This window comes from Paenibacillus methanolicus (assembly GCF_008124765.1).
GTDB classification, from domain to species: Bacteria; Bacillota; Bacilli; order Paenibacillales; family Paenibacillaceae; genus Paenibacillus_Z; species Paenibacillus_Z methanolicus.
The window spans coordinates 65,946-80,749 of the sequence record NZ_VNHS01000013.1 but is presented as its reverse complement, the minus strand read 5'-3'; the positions used below and the strand labels follow the sequence as shown (position 1 = coordinate 80,749).

The 14,804-nt window shown below is 60.4% G+C and carries 13 protein-coding genes; 6 read left to right on the top strand and 7 right to left on the bottom strand.

The window, feature by feature from the left end; translation table 11 throughout:
* Positions 1 to 93 precede the first annotated feature (93 nt).
* The 4 genes from BCM02_RS29705 to BCM02_RS29690 form a co-directional block, all read right to left on the bottom strand.
* Positions 94 to 783, bottom strand: a complete 690-nt coding sequence (locus tag BCM02_RS29705) for a response regulator (RefSeq protein WP_246183617.1) — start codon at positions 781 to 783, stop codon at positions 94 to 96.
* 128 nt (positions 784 to 911) lie between these two features.
* A complete protein-coding gene (locus BCM02_RS29700) occupies positions 912 to 1,775 on the bottom strand; it encodes a sensor histidine kinase (RefSeq protein WP_148932761.1) in 864 nt (287 codons plus the stop codon).
* Between the two features lie 26 nt (positions 1,776 to 1,801).
* Positions 1,802 to 3,400 (bottom strand): copper resistance CopC/CopD family protein, encoded by a 1,599-nt coding sequence (locus BCM02_RS29695; RefSeq protein ID WP_148932760.1) that lies wholly within the window; start codon positions 3,398 to 3,400, stop codon positions 1,802 to 1,804.
* A gap of 386 nt (positions 3,401 to 3,786) precedes the next feature.
* Positions 3,787 to 4,068 carry a hypothetical protein gene (locus BCM02_RS29690; protein WP_148932759.1) on the bottom strand — a complete coding sequence of 94 codons (282 nt, stop codon included), beginning with the start codon at positions 4,066 to 4,068 and terminating at the stop codon, positions 3,787 to 3,789.
* 219 nt (positions 4,069 to 4,287) lie between these two features.
* Here BCM02_RS29690 and BCM02_RS29685 point away from each other — a divergent pair, with 219 nt between their 5' ends.
* Together BCM02_RS29685 and BCM02_RS29680 are read left to right on the top strand one after the other, a co-directional pair.
* Positions 4,288 to 5,304: an LLM class flavin-dependent oxidoreductase gene (locus tag BCM02_RS29685; RefSeq protein WP_148932758.1), complete on the top strand. Its 1,017-nt coding sequence runs from the start codon at positions 4,288 to 4,290 to the stop codon at positions 5,302 to 5,304.
* Positions 5,305 to 5,436: 132 nt separating this feature from the next.
* Positions 5,437 to 6,234: a hypothetical protein gene (locus tag BCM02_RS29680; RefSeq protein ID WP_148932757.1), complete on the top strand. Its 798-nt coding sequence runs from the start codon at positions 5,437 to 5,439 to the stop codon at positions 6,232 to 6,234.
* 159 nt (positions 6,235 to 6,393) lie between these two features.
* On the opposite strand, the gene BCM02_RS29675 is transcribed toward BCM02_RS29680, so the two are convergent.
* The 3 genes from BCM02_RS29675 to BCM02_RS29665 all read right to left on the bottom strand — a co-directional run bounded on the left by BCM02_RS29675 (position 6,394) and on the right by BCM02_RS29665 (position 9,932).
* Positions 6,394 to 7,092 carry a Crp/Fnr family transcriptional regulator gene (locus tag BCM02_RS29675; RefSeq protein WP_148932756.1) on the bottom strand — a complete coding sequence of 233 codons (699 nt, stop codon included), beginning with the start codon at positions 7,090 to 7,092 and terminating at the stop codon, positions 6,394 to 6,396.
* Positions 7,093 to 7,384: 292 nt separating this feature from the next.
* A complete protein-coding gene (locus tag BCM02_RS29670) occupies positions 7,385 to 7,777 on the bottom strand; it encodes a gamma-glutamylcyclotransferase family protein (RefSeq protein ID WP_246183605.1) in 393 nt (130 codons plus the stop codon).
* 58 nt (positions 7,778 to 7,835) lie between these two features.
* Positions 7,836 to 9,932 carry a putative bifunctional diguanylate cyclase/phosphodiesterase gene (locus BCM02_RS29665; RefSeq protein ID WP_148932755.1) on the bottom strand — a complete coding sequence of 699 codons (2,097 nt, stop codon included), beginning with the start codon at positions 9,930 to 9,932 and terminating at the stop codon, positions 7,836 to 7,838.
* Between the two features lie 346 nt (positions 9,933 to 10,278).
* Between BCM02_RS29665 and BCM02_RS29660 the strand changes: the two genes are divergently transcribed.
* The 4 genes from BCM02_RS29660 to BCM02_RS29645 are packed head-to-tail and all read left to right on the top strand — an operon-like array spanning position 10,279 to position 14,787.
* The gene (locus BCM02_RS29660; protein ID WP_148932754.1) at positions 10,279 to 11,151 is read left to right on the top strand and encodes an ATP-binding cassette domain-containing protein; all 873 of its coding nucleotides are present in this window, start codon (positions 10,279 to 10,281) and stop codon (positions 11,149 to 11,151) included.
* Positions 11,148 to 13,391 carry an ABC-2 transporter permease gene (locus BCM02_RS29655; RefSeq protein ID WP_148932753.1) on the top strand — a complete coding sequence of 748 codons (2,244 nt, stop codon included), beginning with the start codon at positions 11,148 to 11,150 and terminating at the stop codon, positions 13,389 to 13,391. The genes BCM02_RS29660 and BCM02_RS29655 overlap by 4 nt, the downstream gene beginning before the upstream one ends.
* A gap of 9 nt (positions 13,392 to 13,400) precedes the next feature.
* Positions 13,401 to 13,994 (top strand): RNA polymerase sigma factor, encoded by a 594-nt coding sequence (locus BCM02_RS29650; protein ID WP_148932752.1) that lies wholly within the window; start codon positions 13,401 to 13,403, stop codon positions 13,992 to 13,994.
* Entirely contained in the window at positions 13,972 to 14,787 is an 816-nt protein-coding gene (locus BCM02_RS29645) for a hypothetical protein (protein ID WP_148932751.1), read from the top strand. Before BCM02_RS29650 ends, BCM02_RS29645 begins: the two co-directional genes overlap by 23 nt.
* The last annotated feature ends 17 nt before the right edge of the window (positions 14,788 to 14,804 follow it).

Genomic DNA, 14,804 nt, shown 5'->3' with positions numbered 1-14,804 from the left:
TGTGAACTCAACAAAAAAGGAGCTCAAACCGCCTTCCGGCCGATTCGAGCCCCTCCCAATCTTCCGCATAATCCGCAGTCCTCATGCCGCCTCTTAACGGTCGCCAACCAAGCCCTGCTCGTACGCGTAGCGCGTCAGCTGAACCCGGTTGTCCAGATGCAGCTTCTGCAAAATGTTCTTCAAGTGGTTCTTCACCGTATGCTCGGACAAGCCGAGCGTGGCGGCGATCTGTTTGTTCGAATCGCCGGAAGCGACGCGCGCCAATATATCGCCTTCCCGCTGCGTCAGCGGCGTTCGGCCATGATCGCCGATACTCGTCTCCGCGCGTTCGAACATCATCGGCTTCCCATTCCGGGAGGCGGAGGCAGTAGATGGCGCGAATTGCTCCGCATCGCCGGTTCCCGACGCGCCGACGCCGCTAAATTCCTGCAGCAGACGCTGCGCCAGCTCCTTCGACATCGGCGCTTCGTCGACGACGATGCCCCGCAAATATTCCAGCCAAGAGGAAGGAGACAGGTTCTTCCGCAAATAGCCTTGCGCCCCTCGCTTGATCGCTTCGAAAAGATGCGTAATGTCGTCGGACACCGTCACCATGACGATTTTGATTTTCGGATCGATCGCCTTGATATGCTGGGTAGCCGCCATCCCGTTCATGACCGGCATGTTGATGTCCATCAGCATCAGATCCGGCGCGAGCTCGGCCGCCATCAAGACCGCCTGCTCGCCGTGCGCCGCCTCTCCGACGATAGCGAAGAGCGGATCGGCGCCGAGAATCTCCCGCATGCCTTCCCGGCCGTGCGGATGATCGTCGACGATCACCACCCGAACCCGGTTCGGCGGCTGCGGAACTCCCCCTCCCGATTGCTCGGCTTGCGCTTGTTCTCGTAGCTGCTCGCGATGCTTCCTCATTCTCAAGCGCCCTCCTTCGAAGATAGCTCGACGCGCAGACCGCCGCCGCGTTCTTCGCGCGCGGCCGGTCCGCCGACCCTGCCAATGTCGAGCTGCCAGTCCATTTCCTTGGCCCGGTCCATCATCATGCGGATGCCGTACCGGCCTTTGGCCATCAGTTCGTCCATATCGGCGCCGGCGCCGTCATCCTCGACCGTGCAGCGGAATCCGCCGCCCTCCGCCGGCTCCGTGCGCACCAGCATCCGGGTTGCTCCCGCATGCTTCTGCACGTTCAGCATCGCTTCGCGGATGATGGCGATGAGTTCGACCTTCTGCTTGCTCGACAGCCCCAGCTCCGACAACCGCCAGTCCATCTCCACCCGCAAGCCGTCCGAACGCTCCAACTCCTCTGCGAGCAGCATGACGGGCTGCATCCACTCCGTATCCGCCAGCGACGGCTCGCTGCGCAGGTTGGCGATCGACTGCCTGACGTCTTCGAACACGCGCCTGACGGTGCCGCGCAGCTGGACGGCCGTCTGGGCGGCCGCGCCGCCCTCCGTCTCCCGCTCCAGCCGATCGAGCTTGACGGCAAGCAAGAAGAGCGACTGCGAGATGCCGTCGTGAAGCTCGCGCGCCAGCTGCTCGCGCTCGACGAGCGCGGCTTTCACCGCCCGCTCCCGCTGCAGCGATTCGTGCGCCTCCTCGAGCATGCGCATGAGTCCGCGCACGAGCGTGAGCGTCACGACCAGCACGATGACCGGCGCGAGCAAGTTGCCCAGATCCATCGAGATATAAGGAAGCAGGAACGCGTGCCGCACATATTCCCACAGCGCGATCGTCGCCGTCGGGATCCATAGAATCAGCCATTTGATCCGCTTATATTGCATCGACGCCGCTCCTTCCCCCGGCTCGCTTAATAGTTGCGGAACTCATAACGTTCCACGATCTCGTCGTCGTTCCGCGTGATCACCCGCATCTCCGCCTGCCATTTGCCCGCGAACGGCAGGAACGGCCCTTCGGCCTTCAACGATTCGCCGACGAAGCCGGTGAATTCGCTCGTCTCCTCGTCCACGAACGGCGCGAGCGGCACGTCGATCGCGCCTAGCTCCGGACGGTCGAGCGAAATCATCCGCAGTTTGACCGACTTCGCCGGACCGACGTTCTCCGGCAGCCAGACACGAAGAGAGAACGTATTGTCGGCCCCCGGCTTATTCGGCGATATGCGCAGGGTGAGATGCTGCTCTTCGCCCATTTTATGATACAGAATCGGTTCGTTCGCCGGCAGCGGCGTAATGTACGTGAAGATGCCAACGATCGCGATTATGAGCGCCATCAAGCCTAAATCCGCCCTCAGCAGCGCGGCCGGCGGCAGCTGCCCCTTCCGCACGCGGAAGCGGAGTAGCGCGCCGACGACAAGCACGAGCGCGACGACGGCGGTCTTGGCGATGAGCATTTTGCCCCAAGGCGTATAGAGCAGGTAATCCAGCGACGGCAGGAAGAACAGCGTCATGGCGACGCCGCTCACCGTCATGACCGCGATCGACAGGAGTGCCATCCGCGAGAACTGCTCCGCGAAACGCCCGGCCTCCTTGCGGTCGAACCTCCACACGGCGAAGAGGAGGACGAGCCCGCCCGCCCAGAGCGCGGAGCCTGCCAGATGGATGAAATCCAGCAAGATCGTTACGAATTTCGGCGAATAGACTGCCGCGTGTCCGCTCCAGCTCTCGACGCCGAGGATAAGCACCGCCCAGACTGCCCGAACGGCCGAACCTAGCTTCAGCACGGGGAACAGGGCGACTGCCAGCACGACGAGCAGCAGCCAGGCGCGTCCGACCGAGGTTTGGCCGAATAACTTCGCATAATCGCTTGCGGGATAACCCTTCATCATCTCCGTCGCTTGAATGAACACGAAGAGGAGGACGATCACGAGCAAGCTGCGCGCGACGGGCAGTTCCCATTTGCGGCGAACGCGGCCCAGCGACTGGTTCTCCTGTCTCGCGATGGCCGACCATAGGAGAAGTCCCGCGGCCAGCATTAGCGCGGCATAATATGCGATGCGGATGGCGTACAGGATGAAATCTCTGCCGCCTAGCTGGGTCGACATGACGTGCCCTTCGTGGCCGAGCTCAGTATGGACGTTGAAATTCGACGCATCGACGGCTTCCGGCGGATTGCCGACGATAAAGACGTACGATCCGCTTACCGGATGACCGTCCGCCGAGATGACGCTGTAGGAGACGGTATACACGCCTTCCGCAAGCGTAGGAAGCGCGAGCGACAACGTGCGCCCATCCTTGCTCGTCATCGGCTCGGACGAGCCGATTGTTTTGGATTTTTTGTCCAGCACCTTGAGCGAACCGACCTTCGATTCGATCGCCTCGTTGAATGCCAGCTCGATCTTCTCCGGTCCCTTCGCCATTCGTTCGCCCGCGGCCGGCGTCATCTTCTCGATGACCGCGTGGGCGGACGCCAGGCTTGGCAGCAGCAGAATCGACGTTGCCAGCGTCAACATAAGTAGAAGCCTCGCCGCATGGCGCAAGCTAATTAACCGTTGTGTCGCATAAGAAGATGTTTGATTTGCAGGAGTTAACAATGAAGCCGCACGTCCTTTCTCTTTGCACTACAAGTCTTAGTGTACTTATCGAACCGCTTTCATGCCAGTGCACAAAATCCGAACTTTCGGGCAACACCAAGGCCTCGCCGCGCGACCGCCCCTTAGATCCCGGGCAACACCATCCAAAAATTATCAGTTCCCTCCTTTATTGGTTATCGTCCAACTATTGCCATTGTAACCTAGATTGTTTCATAAATTAAACAAGAAACTACGCGGCGGAGAGAAGGAACGCAAAAAGCGCCCGTGCAGCAGCGAGCGCCCGTTCCGCATGTCCCCATCGCGGATTAGTCAATATACCCGGCAAGACCCTTATCCATCAAGTAGTCCATTTCCGCTTCGAGAATGCTCTCGACCGCCAGCTCGCTCAGCCGCACATCCTTGCGGGTCATGACGTAATCGACGATATCGTCAATGTCGACGTCTACCTCGCCCTTGCGTCCCGCCTGCGCTCGCTCCATGAATGCCGCCGCATGCCGCAGAACGAGTCCGATGCTCTTCTCGTCCGCTTTCGTCTTGCCCGCTATGTACCGCACGAGCTCTTGTTCGTTAACTTGTTGTCCGCCCATCTTCCATGCCCACTCCTCGATTGTCAAACTGCCCATATTGTAGCATATTTCGAGTCTGTCATGCCCGGCTTGAAAGACTTGACGGCGCATGATAGCGAATCAATGGTATAAATATTATACTTACTTACAAATGCGTTGCTACTTGCTTTTGTTGCAACAACATATCATAATGACGGGGGATACTCTATTCATGAATCCCTGTCAGGAGGCTGTCCAACCATGCGCAGAACGATTGAGAACGTAACGCTTTCCATATTAGACCTTGCTCCGGTCACGGCCGGGAGCACGCCTTCGGTTTCATTCCGAAATTCCCTCGACCTGGCCCGCAACGCGGAGCGGCTGGGCTATCACCGCTATTGGCTTGCCGAACACCACAACATGCCGGGCATCGCCAGCTCGGCGACCTCCGTCGCCATTGGCTATATCGCCGCGGGTACGACGAAGATTCGCGTCGGCTCCGGCGGCATCATGCTGCCTAACCACGCCCCGCTCATGATCGCCGAGCAGTTCGGCACGCTGGAATCGATGTATCCCGGCCGGATCGATCTGGGACTCGGCCGAGCGCCAGGCTCCGACCAGCCGGCCGCCCGCGCCATCCGGCGCGGCCTCGGGAGCGGCGGCCATGATTTTCCGGAGCTGCTGGGCGAGCTTCGCGCGTATCTGGATCCGAACGCGCCCCAGGACTACCGTCCCGCCGGCGTCCGCGCTTTTCCGGGCGAAGGACTCGATATTCCGATCTGGCTGCTTGGCTCGAGCGATTTCAGCGCGCGGCTTGCCGCCGAGCTCGGCCTGCCGTTCGGCTTCGCGAGCCACTTTGCCCCGGATTATCTGCTGCCCGCCCTAGATCTGTACCGCAACGGCTTCAAGCCTTCCGGCCAGCTGGTGAAGCCGTACGCCATGGTCGGCGTGAATATCGTCATGGCCGAGACGGACGAAGAAGCGCGATATTTGGCCACGAGTCACGAGCAGCAATTCCTGAATATCATTCGCGGGCGTACCGGCATGCTCCAGCCGCCGGTAGCGGATATGGACGCGCTCTGGACGACGCAGGAGAAAGCGATCGTGCGCCGTCAGCTGAACTATACGATCGCAGGCGGCCGAGAAACCGTACGCGCTCGGCTGCAGGAGATCGTGGACGAGACGCAGGCCGACGAGCTCATCGTCGCCTCGACGGTCTACGATCACGCCGCCAGGGTACGGTCTTACGAGCTGCTGAAAGAAGCGGTGAGCGGGTAACTCCGTCTGCGGACGTATCCCGCTTCCGGGCCTGAGGTCCAGGTTCAAAACCCGTCCCCGGCCGATTCCCCGCTCCTTCGCGTCTTTGTAATATAGAGGAAGTGATGTAAATGGGAAACGGAGGCGTATGATATGCCAGAGACGATGATGCGCGACGGGCTCGCTCTCCTCATCGCGACCATGACTTTATTCGCCAGCTACGGAGCCGGCTCGATCGCGTTAGGCGGCAGCACCGGCCGCATGCGGCGTACCGCCCGATTGACGCTGCTGCTGCTAGCCGGCGCGGCGCTGCTCATCGGCGGCGAGGCCGCGGCGGTCGCGCGCACCGAGGCGGGACCGGCGACCGGCCAATGGATAGCCTTCGCCGTCCTGCTCGCCCTCCCGGCTTTGACTGCCGTATCGGCGGCGGCGCACATGGCCAAATTGACGATCAAGCTGGAACCGGTTATAGCGGCGCGGCCTAGCAGAACGCTGCGGAGAGCCGCGTCAGACAAGAAGATCGTGCTGCCCGTCCACGCGCTGACCCTTGGGTCCGTCGTCTACGCGGCGGCAACGGTATTCCCTTCGGTCCGCGAGACGGCATGGCAGCTGGCGCTATTCGCCGGCGCCGCAGTGACGCTGGCCGTTCTGCTGGCGGTGAGGCAGCATGTGAAGCATAAACGAATTCATCGGCTCGACGGCACGGCCGCCGTTTATCGGTTGAAGCGATTGATGGTGCTTGGCACGGCCGCGGTGCTGCTGCCGGTATGCCTGATCCATGCGGCTACTCCCGGGAGGACGACGGTTCCCGCGATTATAGAAGCGGATGCGGATGATCCCGCTACAAAGGAAGCCGTGCCTTCCGTGTCGCCGGGAGCCAAGACGATGGGGTGGTTCCCTCCTGGAGCCGACGAGACCGGCACAGTTCCGGTCTCGTCGATCCTCCAATAACCGCGCATACGCTCGCCGAACAGGCCGAACTTCTCCAGCTTAGGAGCGGTTCGGCCTGTTCGCATTCATGCTTCTTTAACGCAGATCGCTTCGGAGGACTTGACGACTCGTCCCTGCCAAGCCCATTCGCGCAGCCGCCGCCATACCGGCTCTTCCCGACTAGGCGTACGAATGTCCGCCGGCCAACGCGCGCAGCTTCTCTTCGTCCATAATGACGAGACGTCCTCTTCTGCGCGCCAGTACGCCTTCGTCTACAAATCGGGCGATGACCCGGTTGAGATGGCGGTAGCTCGCGCCCAGCATCTCGGCCGTCTCCGTCAGCGTGGAAGTGCGGATTTCGTCCGCGGCGCCTTGTCGGTCCCGAAGCTCATGCAGCGAAAGCAAATAGCTCGCGAATCGGTTTTCGACCGGATAAAGCACGTTCATCGCCGTTGCATTGCCGAACGTGTGCAGTTTGTAGCTTAAATTCTCGATCATGAACCAGAGGAAAGCCGGGCGTTGCGCCTGCAGCTCCATAATAACCTCGCGGCTGGCGAACAGCAGCGTGCATTCGCCGACGGCCTCCACGTTGTTCTTCACCGGATAACGTCCCGTCCATTCCACGTCGCCGATGAGCGACGGCGCCTTGCCGAATCGCAGCAGCATCGACTTGCCGGAAGGCAGAAGCGTATAAATTTTAAGCTTGCCCGATACGAGCACATACAGCCCGTCCGTCCGCTCGCCCATCTTGCATACGAATTCGCCGTCATCGTAGACGCGAAGCTCCATCCGCTCCGCCGTCTCCCGACCGAACGCCTCGCCAAGTCCATGGCCTTCGATCAGCGCGCGGATTTCTCCCGTATCATGCCGCTTTTTCATGTTCCGCGCCCCCAATGAAAAATACTCCCCTGCCTGACACCATAGTTTACGTTATTATTCCGCTACCGCCAAAGGACATATGTCCTAATCCTTCGCGTTGCTGCCCGGTATGCTTGCCGATCACGACGTACATGCTTAACCTCAGAATGGGTTACTCGCGTTTCGTGTCGGCGTTCGCTTCTATATTATAGAACGCTTATAATAAATCCTAGAATACGGAAATCATAACGATCGTTCGAACACCCACCAAACAAAAAACGGGCGCCTCTAATGGCCCCCGTCTTCCTGCTCTCTACCTGCGCTTCTCGATGAAGTAACGCGCCCAATCCTCGCCGTCCACGACCGGCTTGCCCCTGTCGTCCGGCCAGACGTACACCCATCCGGATCGCGCCGGATCGTCGGCATCCGCGGTCCAGACGCGGTCGTAATCGTTCGTCTCCTCCGGACCGGCGAAATCCTCCAACTCATCCAGCAGCGGCAGCAGCTTAAGCTCCACGTCGATCCATAGACCGCGCACCATGCTGCCCGTCTCGGCCGCGACGATATCGCGGACCAACGCGGGATACGGCCCCACGTCAACCAGCCGTCCGGCGACGCGGCCGGGCTTCATAGCCAGCATGCGTCCGGCCAACAGCCCGTGGTTGCTCAGCCCCGGCAGCAGCGAGCCGTAGATGAATAATGTCACCCTCAGTTCTGCCACCTCCTAGTACAGCCGATTCCGCTTCCGTCCCGTCTTCGCTTGACTACGCCGTCTGCAAATACCGCTTGTACCAGTGCTCGAATAAATTCGCCGGAATCGGCTTCGTGAAGTAATATCCTTGCGCCTCTTCGCAGTTCCGCTCGCGCAGGAAACGCAGCTGATCGTCGTTCTCGACGCCTTCCGCGGTGACCTTCAGCTTCAGATGACGGGCCATGGAGGTGATCGTCGTCACGATCGCAGCGTCGCTGCTTCCTTCCGTCAGATCGGTGACGAACGAGCGGTCGATCTTCAGCTTGTCGACCGGGAACCGCTTCAAGTATCCGAGCGAGCTGTATCCCGTCCCGAAGTCGTCAATGCTGATCTGCACGCCGAGCGCCTTCAAATTCGACAGCGTGTCGATCGCGAACTCCACGTCGCTCGTCATGCTCTCCGTAATCTCCAGCTCCAGATACTCGGGCGGCATGCCGGTCTGCTCCAGAATGCTCTTGATCCGGTCGGCCAGCTTATGCTGCCGGAACTGTCTCATCGACAGGTTGACCGACATCCGCATCGGCGGCATGCCCGCGTCCTGCCACGCTTTATTCTGCTTGCAAGCCGCCTTGAGCACCCATTCGCCCAACGGCAGAATGAGCCCGTTCTCCTCGGTAAGCGGAATGAACTCTCCCGGCGGGAGCAGCCCGCGCTGCGGATGCTGCCAACGGACGAGCGCCTCGACGCCGACGATCCGTCCCGTGCTCAAGTTGACCAGCGGCTGATAGGCGAGCGTGAACTGCTCGTTCTCCAGCGCTTTGCGCAGATCGCTCTCCAGACGCAGCTTATCCCGGGTCGTCTGGTTCATTTCGGAGTGATAGCTTTGAAACTCGTTGCGGTGCACCTTCGCCGTGTACATCGCCGTGTCGGCATTCTTGATCAGCACGTCGACGCTCTCTCCGTCCTGGGGGAAGAACGAAATACCGATGCTAATGGTAATGTGGTATTCCGCGTCGTCGAGCAGAATCGGCCGGTCGAACATGCCCATCAGCCGCTGCGCGTAGGATTCGGCAGCCTGTGTCGTCGCAAGTCCGGGCAGCACGACCGCGAATTCGTCTCCGCCCATCCGGTATATCCGATCTTGACCATTCATCGCCGTCCTTAGTCTCTCCGAGACCGCTTGGATCATGGAGTCGCCGAACGTGTGGCCGAGCGCGTCGTTGATCGTCTTGAACCGGTCGATATCGAGCAGCAGCAGCCCCAAGACGCGGTTGTCGTTCTTGGCCTGAATCATCTCGGCTTGCAGCTGTTCCTTCAACATGCGTCTTGTCGCAAGCCCGGTGAGTTCGTCCCGGTCGATATCCGCCTTGCACGATTCTTGCCGCAGCGTCTCCGCTTCCGCCGCCGACGCAAACATGCCCCGGATCAGCGAAGCGAAGCCGAGCAGCCGTAATCCGTGACCCGCCAGGAACGCGTAGGTCTCGCCGCCGCCGTCAACCACGAGCAGCGCGTTCGCGAGCGCAAACAACGCAATCGCCTGTATCGCCGATGAGGCAAGCGTCGGCCTGGACGCGCGATAACGGAAGAACAGCAGCGCCGCCGTGAGCGCGTACGCCATCAAAATCATGCCCTCCGCGACGGCTCCTACTGCCCGGACGCCAGCCCCCTGCGCCAGCCCTTCGCCGCTAGCCCAAGCGAAGATCCCTCCGGCAACGACGGCGCTCGCCGCGACGGCACCGATCATTGCCGGCCGCGATTGTGCGCGTCCCGCCTCCCGATCGCCCTTGCCGAACAGGACGAGCAGTCCGATCGCGCCGGCGAGCTCGGCCATGCCCGCGTAGACGAGCGGCAGCGTGACGGCGCCGTCCGCCGAAGCCAGCGGCATGCCTTCAGATGTCATCGCATGCATCAAGACAAGCACGCCGACCGCGCCGTACAGGGAAGCCAGCGAACGCTGCCAACGTGTCACGCTATCCGCACCGAACAGACAACCGAGCGTGAAGATCGTAAAGCAGGAAGCGAAAGCTAGAAATTCTACCGCCGCATGCATAAAGACGAAGCTTTGCTTATAAATATGCGCGTTAATTCCAAGTTCGAACATGCCGGGAACAGCCGCCGCCGCGATGAGGCAGACGGCCGCTCCCCATGTCCATATGTCCGCCCGTTTCATAAATGGTTGATTCCCTCCAGAAGGATTGCTCTTTTGCGTTCGCCTCCCCTATATTCGGGAAGGACTTTCATCCTGCGTCCATTATCCTTCATTGCCACTATTCGACAGACTAAGGTTATGTATGAATATGCTTCCGCGTCCCCGTTCGAGTGTCCAAGGCCCTTGCCGAGCCGGTTTGCCGACAAAGGATTCTACCTCGGACGATTTCGTGTAAAATAGACGGAAGAATCCTGGTTCTTCTTCCTAGTTTGTACTATAAACATTGATCTTGTCCAGCATCTTTCAAGCACTTCCGCAAAACTTTTCGCCCTCGGCGCTCGTTTAGGAAGGAGGAGGAATCGCAAGCATGCTTACTGCTGACCATCTAGGCAAAAAATACAAACAACTTTGGGCCCTGGAGCCCTTGTCCTTTCAATTAGAACGCGGTATCTACGGTTTGCTCGGTCCCAACGGGGCGGGCAAATCGACGCTCATGCGCCTGCTCGCCGGGCTGCTCGCGCCGACGACCGGCGATGCCTCGCTGCACGGCGTCACCGTCCGGGACGTGTCCCGATCCAGAAGAAGGATCGGCTACGTGCCCCAGACGTTCCGGCTCTATCCGCAGTTGACCGCCCGGGAGTGGCTGCTGCACGCCGCCAAGCTAAAGAATGCGGGCACCCGCTTGGAGCAGGAAACCCAAGTGAAGAGGTTGATCGCTGCGGTCCGTCTCGAAGACAAAGCCGATCAACCGGTCGGCTCATACTCCAGCGGCATGATCAAGCGGCTTGGCATCGCGCAGGCGCTCGTCGGCACGCCGGAAGCCGTCATCGTCGACGAACCGACGGCGGGCCTTGATCCGGAGGAGCGGCTGCGACTGCGCAACGTGCTGGCCGAGCTGGCGCCGAGCGCCATCGTGCTGCTGTCGACGCACGTGCTCAGCGATATCGAAGCGGTGTGCGGTCAAGCGCTCGTGCTGCGAAGCGGTAAGTTGCTGTACAACGGGCGTCTCGGCGGCCTCGCCGGTTATGCCCAAGGCAGGCTATGGCAGTGGGAAGCCTCCGAGCGGGAATGGCGGGCGATGGCACAGGAGAGGCTGTTGTCGGCACGCCGCACGGCGGACGGGATTTTATGCCGCACGATCTCGGAGTATCCGCCCACGCCGTATGCCCATTCCGCCGCGCCGACGATGGAAGAAGGGTATTTGGCGCTGATCACCGGAAACCGAGGCGCGGGATCGTGATGCGAACGCTTTTGCTGCAAACGGGATTCGAGCTGAAGCTGATCGCCAAGCTGCGGTTGACGCTCCTGCTGCCGCCCGCCGCCGGGTTATGGATGCTGTTTCAATGCGCGGATATCGGGCTTCCCGCATCGATGGACGTCAACCTATACGCCGCCGATGCCCATGCCACCCTGATGACGTTCTTGACCGCGCTCCCCATGTTCCTCGGCGTGCTGCTGATTCGGAGGGACGCGCTGAATCCTTCCTATGAGTGGAGCCTGACTTTGCCGGTGACGAACCGCGTCATGATCGCGGCCAAATGGATTGCCGGCATGCTATATAGCAGCGCGTTTACCGTCTGCATACTCGCCGTCTATGTCGGCGTGGCGGTCCACCACAAATTAAGCTGGCGGTCGATATGGAGCGAAATCGCGCATTACGCGCCGCTATATGAAACGTCCTTCGCGGCAGGCGTGGCGGTCGGCATCGTCATCGGCGCCTTGTTCCCGATGCGCTTCGCGCTTCCCGTCGCCTTCTGCGGCTGGATATTCGGTTCGATTTTCGTGCCCGTCTATTTAATCGAAGTGTTCAACTGGCACCAGATGAGGCTGTTTAGCCTGAATCATCTGATCGGAGATCTGGGAGCGTCCGCGAGCGAAGCCTGGGCCTATCGTTTGTCCGGCTTGGAATATCCGCTGACGTACGTTTTCGCCGGGACGGTCACCGTGCTGCTCCTGGCGACCGCTTGCGCGCTGCTGGCCCGTACCCGACCGGTCCTACGACCGTTTGCGCCGATCGCGCTTATGGGCGTCGCCTTAATCGCCGCCGCCGCGGTATTCGTCCCTTATGCCGATGTATGGCAGCAGCGTTACGCGCAATGGCAGCAGCTTATGCCTAACGTTCCGGCAGCGGAGCGGATTCACCTTCACGAGCGCTACGCCTTCAAAGTCGAGAGCATCGACGTGCGGCTCGCGCGCGCCGAAAACGATTCCTTAACCGCGCGGGCGGAGTTCGTCTTGCCGACGCGAGAGGGACGGCTGCTTCCCGCTCATGAAGAACTTGAGGCCGTTACGGACCGGATCGAAGGACGCGTGACCTTCCTGCTCTATCCGAAGCTTAAAGTCAGCGGATTAACCGTGGACGGCGAACCGGTCGCTTGGACGCAGGAGCAGGACCGAATCTCGTTCGATCATGCGGCGCTCGATCCGACCGCGTCATCGCATAGAGTGGTCTGGGAATATGCCGCCGTTTCCCCGCTGAACGAATGGGCACAGGACGCCTCGGGGCAATACCATCTCCTGTTCGCGCAGGGAAGGAGCTCGTTCCTTCCCGCTTATCTTGGCTGGTATCCTCTCCCGGGCGGGGACAGTCTGATGTACCGTCAGGGCGAACAGATCGTGCCTCGCGCAGACGTGACGAACGGCCTGCGCGCGGATTTTCGCCTGCGGCTGGAAGGTTTCGACGGCCGGCTCGTCTCCACGCTGCCCCCGGCGGAGGATGACGCCCCGGGCGCGCGAAGCTTCGCCGGAGCGAACGCCGTCCTTCCGACCGTAGCCGGCGGCTCGTTCACGACGGTGAAGGTGGCGGACGAGCCCGCCTTCATGCTGACGACGCCGGGCAATGTGGAGGAGGCGCGGATTTTCTTGGAAAACTTGCGCGAGCGCCGGGCATTCTATGAACAGTGGACCGGCACGCGGCTGGACCGAATCCGGCAAATCGTGTATTTCCCGTTCATCGGCACGTTCGACCGCAGCTACGGGCTAACGAGCGTCTTCCCGATCGGGGATACGCTGTTCATCGGCGAGCTGCGGCACAGCAATCTCGATGCGTACCGAATGGAACAGACGCTCAGCTTCCTGCTGTTCGGGGACACGGTGTACAGCTCGTCCCGGGTAAACGAATGGGACGACCAGAACCGCAACATGCTGAGCACGTACTCGATCGTGCAGGAAATCAGGCGCATGATCGCGTTGTACATTCCGATGAAAGAGCACGTCATCGCGCAAGAGGGCGACGTCTATATGCTCTCGCCGATCGGCGAGAAAATGAAGCAAATGGTCGATACCGCGTATAAAGAAGGGAAAGCGGACGTGGTCAAACGGGTGCTGACGCGATTTTGGAACGAAGGACTTGCGATCGAAGATCGTTCATCCACGCGTTCCGCAAGCCCGCTCGCGACCGAAGCGGCGGATCCGTACCACTACCCGCGAATTACGTGGGAACAATGGCTACAAGCCTGGTATGAGGAGAAAGGCAGGTGAGCAATTCCGATGACAGATGAAGAATTATTGCAGCGGATGGCCGATGGCGACCAAGCAAGCTTCGAAGCGCTCGTGCACCGCTATCACGCCCCGCTCTCGGGCTTCCTCCAGCGGCAGCTCAAAGACGGCGGCAAAGCCGAGGATTTCGTCCAGGAGACGTTCCTCCGCCTAATCAAGCAGCTGCAGGATCGGAAGCCGCCGGACAACGTGCAGGCGTGGCTGTACCGGGTGGCGCTGAATTTATGCCGGGATTATTGGAAGAGCGCCCACTTCCGCTACGTGCAAACCTCGTTCGCCGAGCCGCCGGAACAGCATGACCTGGGACCGGCCGTCGCGCTTATCGCGGAGCGGCAGGAAACCCGCAGAGAAATCAAGGAATCGCTCGATTCCTTGCCCGAGGTGCAAAAGGAAATCATAACGTTACGATTCTTTCAGGATTTAAAATTGCAGGACATCGCCGACATCGTCAGCTTGCCGCTCGGTTCGGTCAAAACTCATCTATACAACGGCTTGCGCAAGTTAAAATCGCGCCTGCATCCCGAGATCGCGGCGGATGCGGGCCATCAAGGAGGCGGACGGAATGAGCGTGCCAAACGACAATGAATTAAATCAGCTAGAAGAAGAAATGCGCGAACCGCTCTCCCGACTGCTCGCGAGCCCGGTCTCGTCGCAGGACACGATCCGTCTGATCCAAGCCCTCCAGCCGGCGTTCAACGAACTCCGGCAGACTTCCGAAGCCGAGCGTTACGCGCTCCAGTCGGCGCCGCTTCGCCCCCTATCGCTTTATCGGCTGATCCGGTCGCAGCTCTCTTCGTACTCCCGGATGTACTGGTTGGCCAGCTTAATGGTGTTCGCCATGCTGCTGCTTATTTTGCCGACGGACCAGAACGTGTCCTTCCATTCGGTCGGCAACACCTTCACCTTTATACTGCCCGCGCTGCTGCTCGCTTCGCTTGCGTACAGCTTCCGCACCTGGAACAAGGAGCTGCGGATGATCGAGTCGATCACGCCGTTCCCGCCCGCGCTGCTCCTCATCGTCCGCACGATGATCGTCATCAGCCTGAATCTGCTGTTCGGCATCGCCGGCTCGTTCTATATGAACATGAAGGTGGTGACGTTCCCGATGCTGCCGTTCATGCTCCATTGGCTGTCGGTGCTGCTGTTCCTGAGCGGTCTGACCGCTTATCTGATCATGTCGCGCGGGTTGAAGACGGCCTATGCGGTCGCGCTGCTGCTCTGGTTTGCTTGGAACGGCCTTATGCAGCGGATCGTACCGGTATGGGATTTCGCCTCGAACGAATATTTGACCCATATTCAGACCGGCGCGCTGGCGGCGGGTTTGCTCCTGCTCGCGCTCGCCTACCGCAGAAGTTTCGGCACGCGCCTGCTTCCGTAACGATGATGAACAAGGGA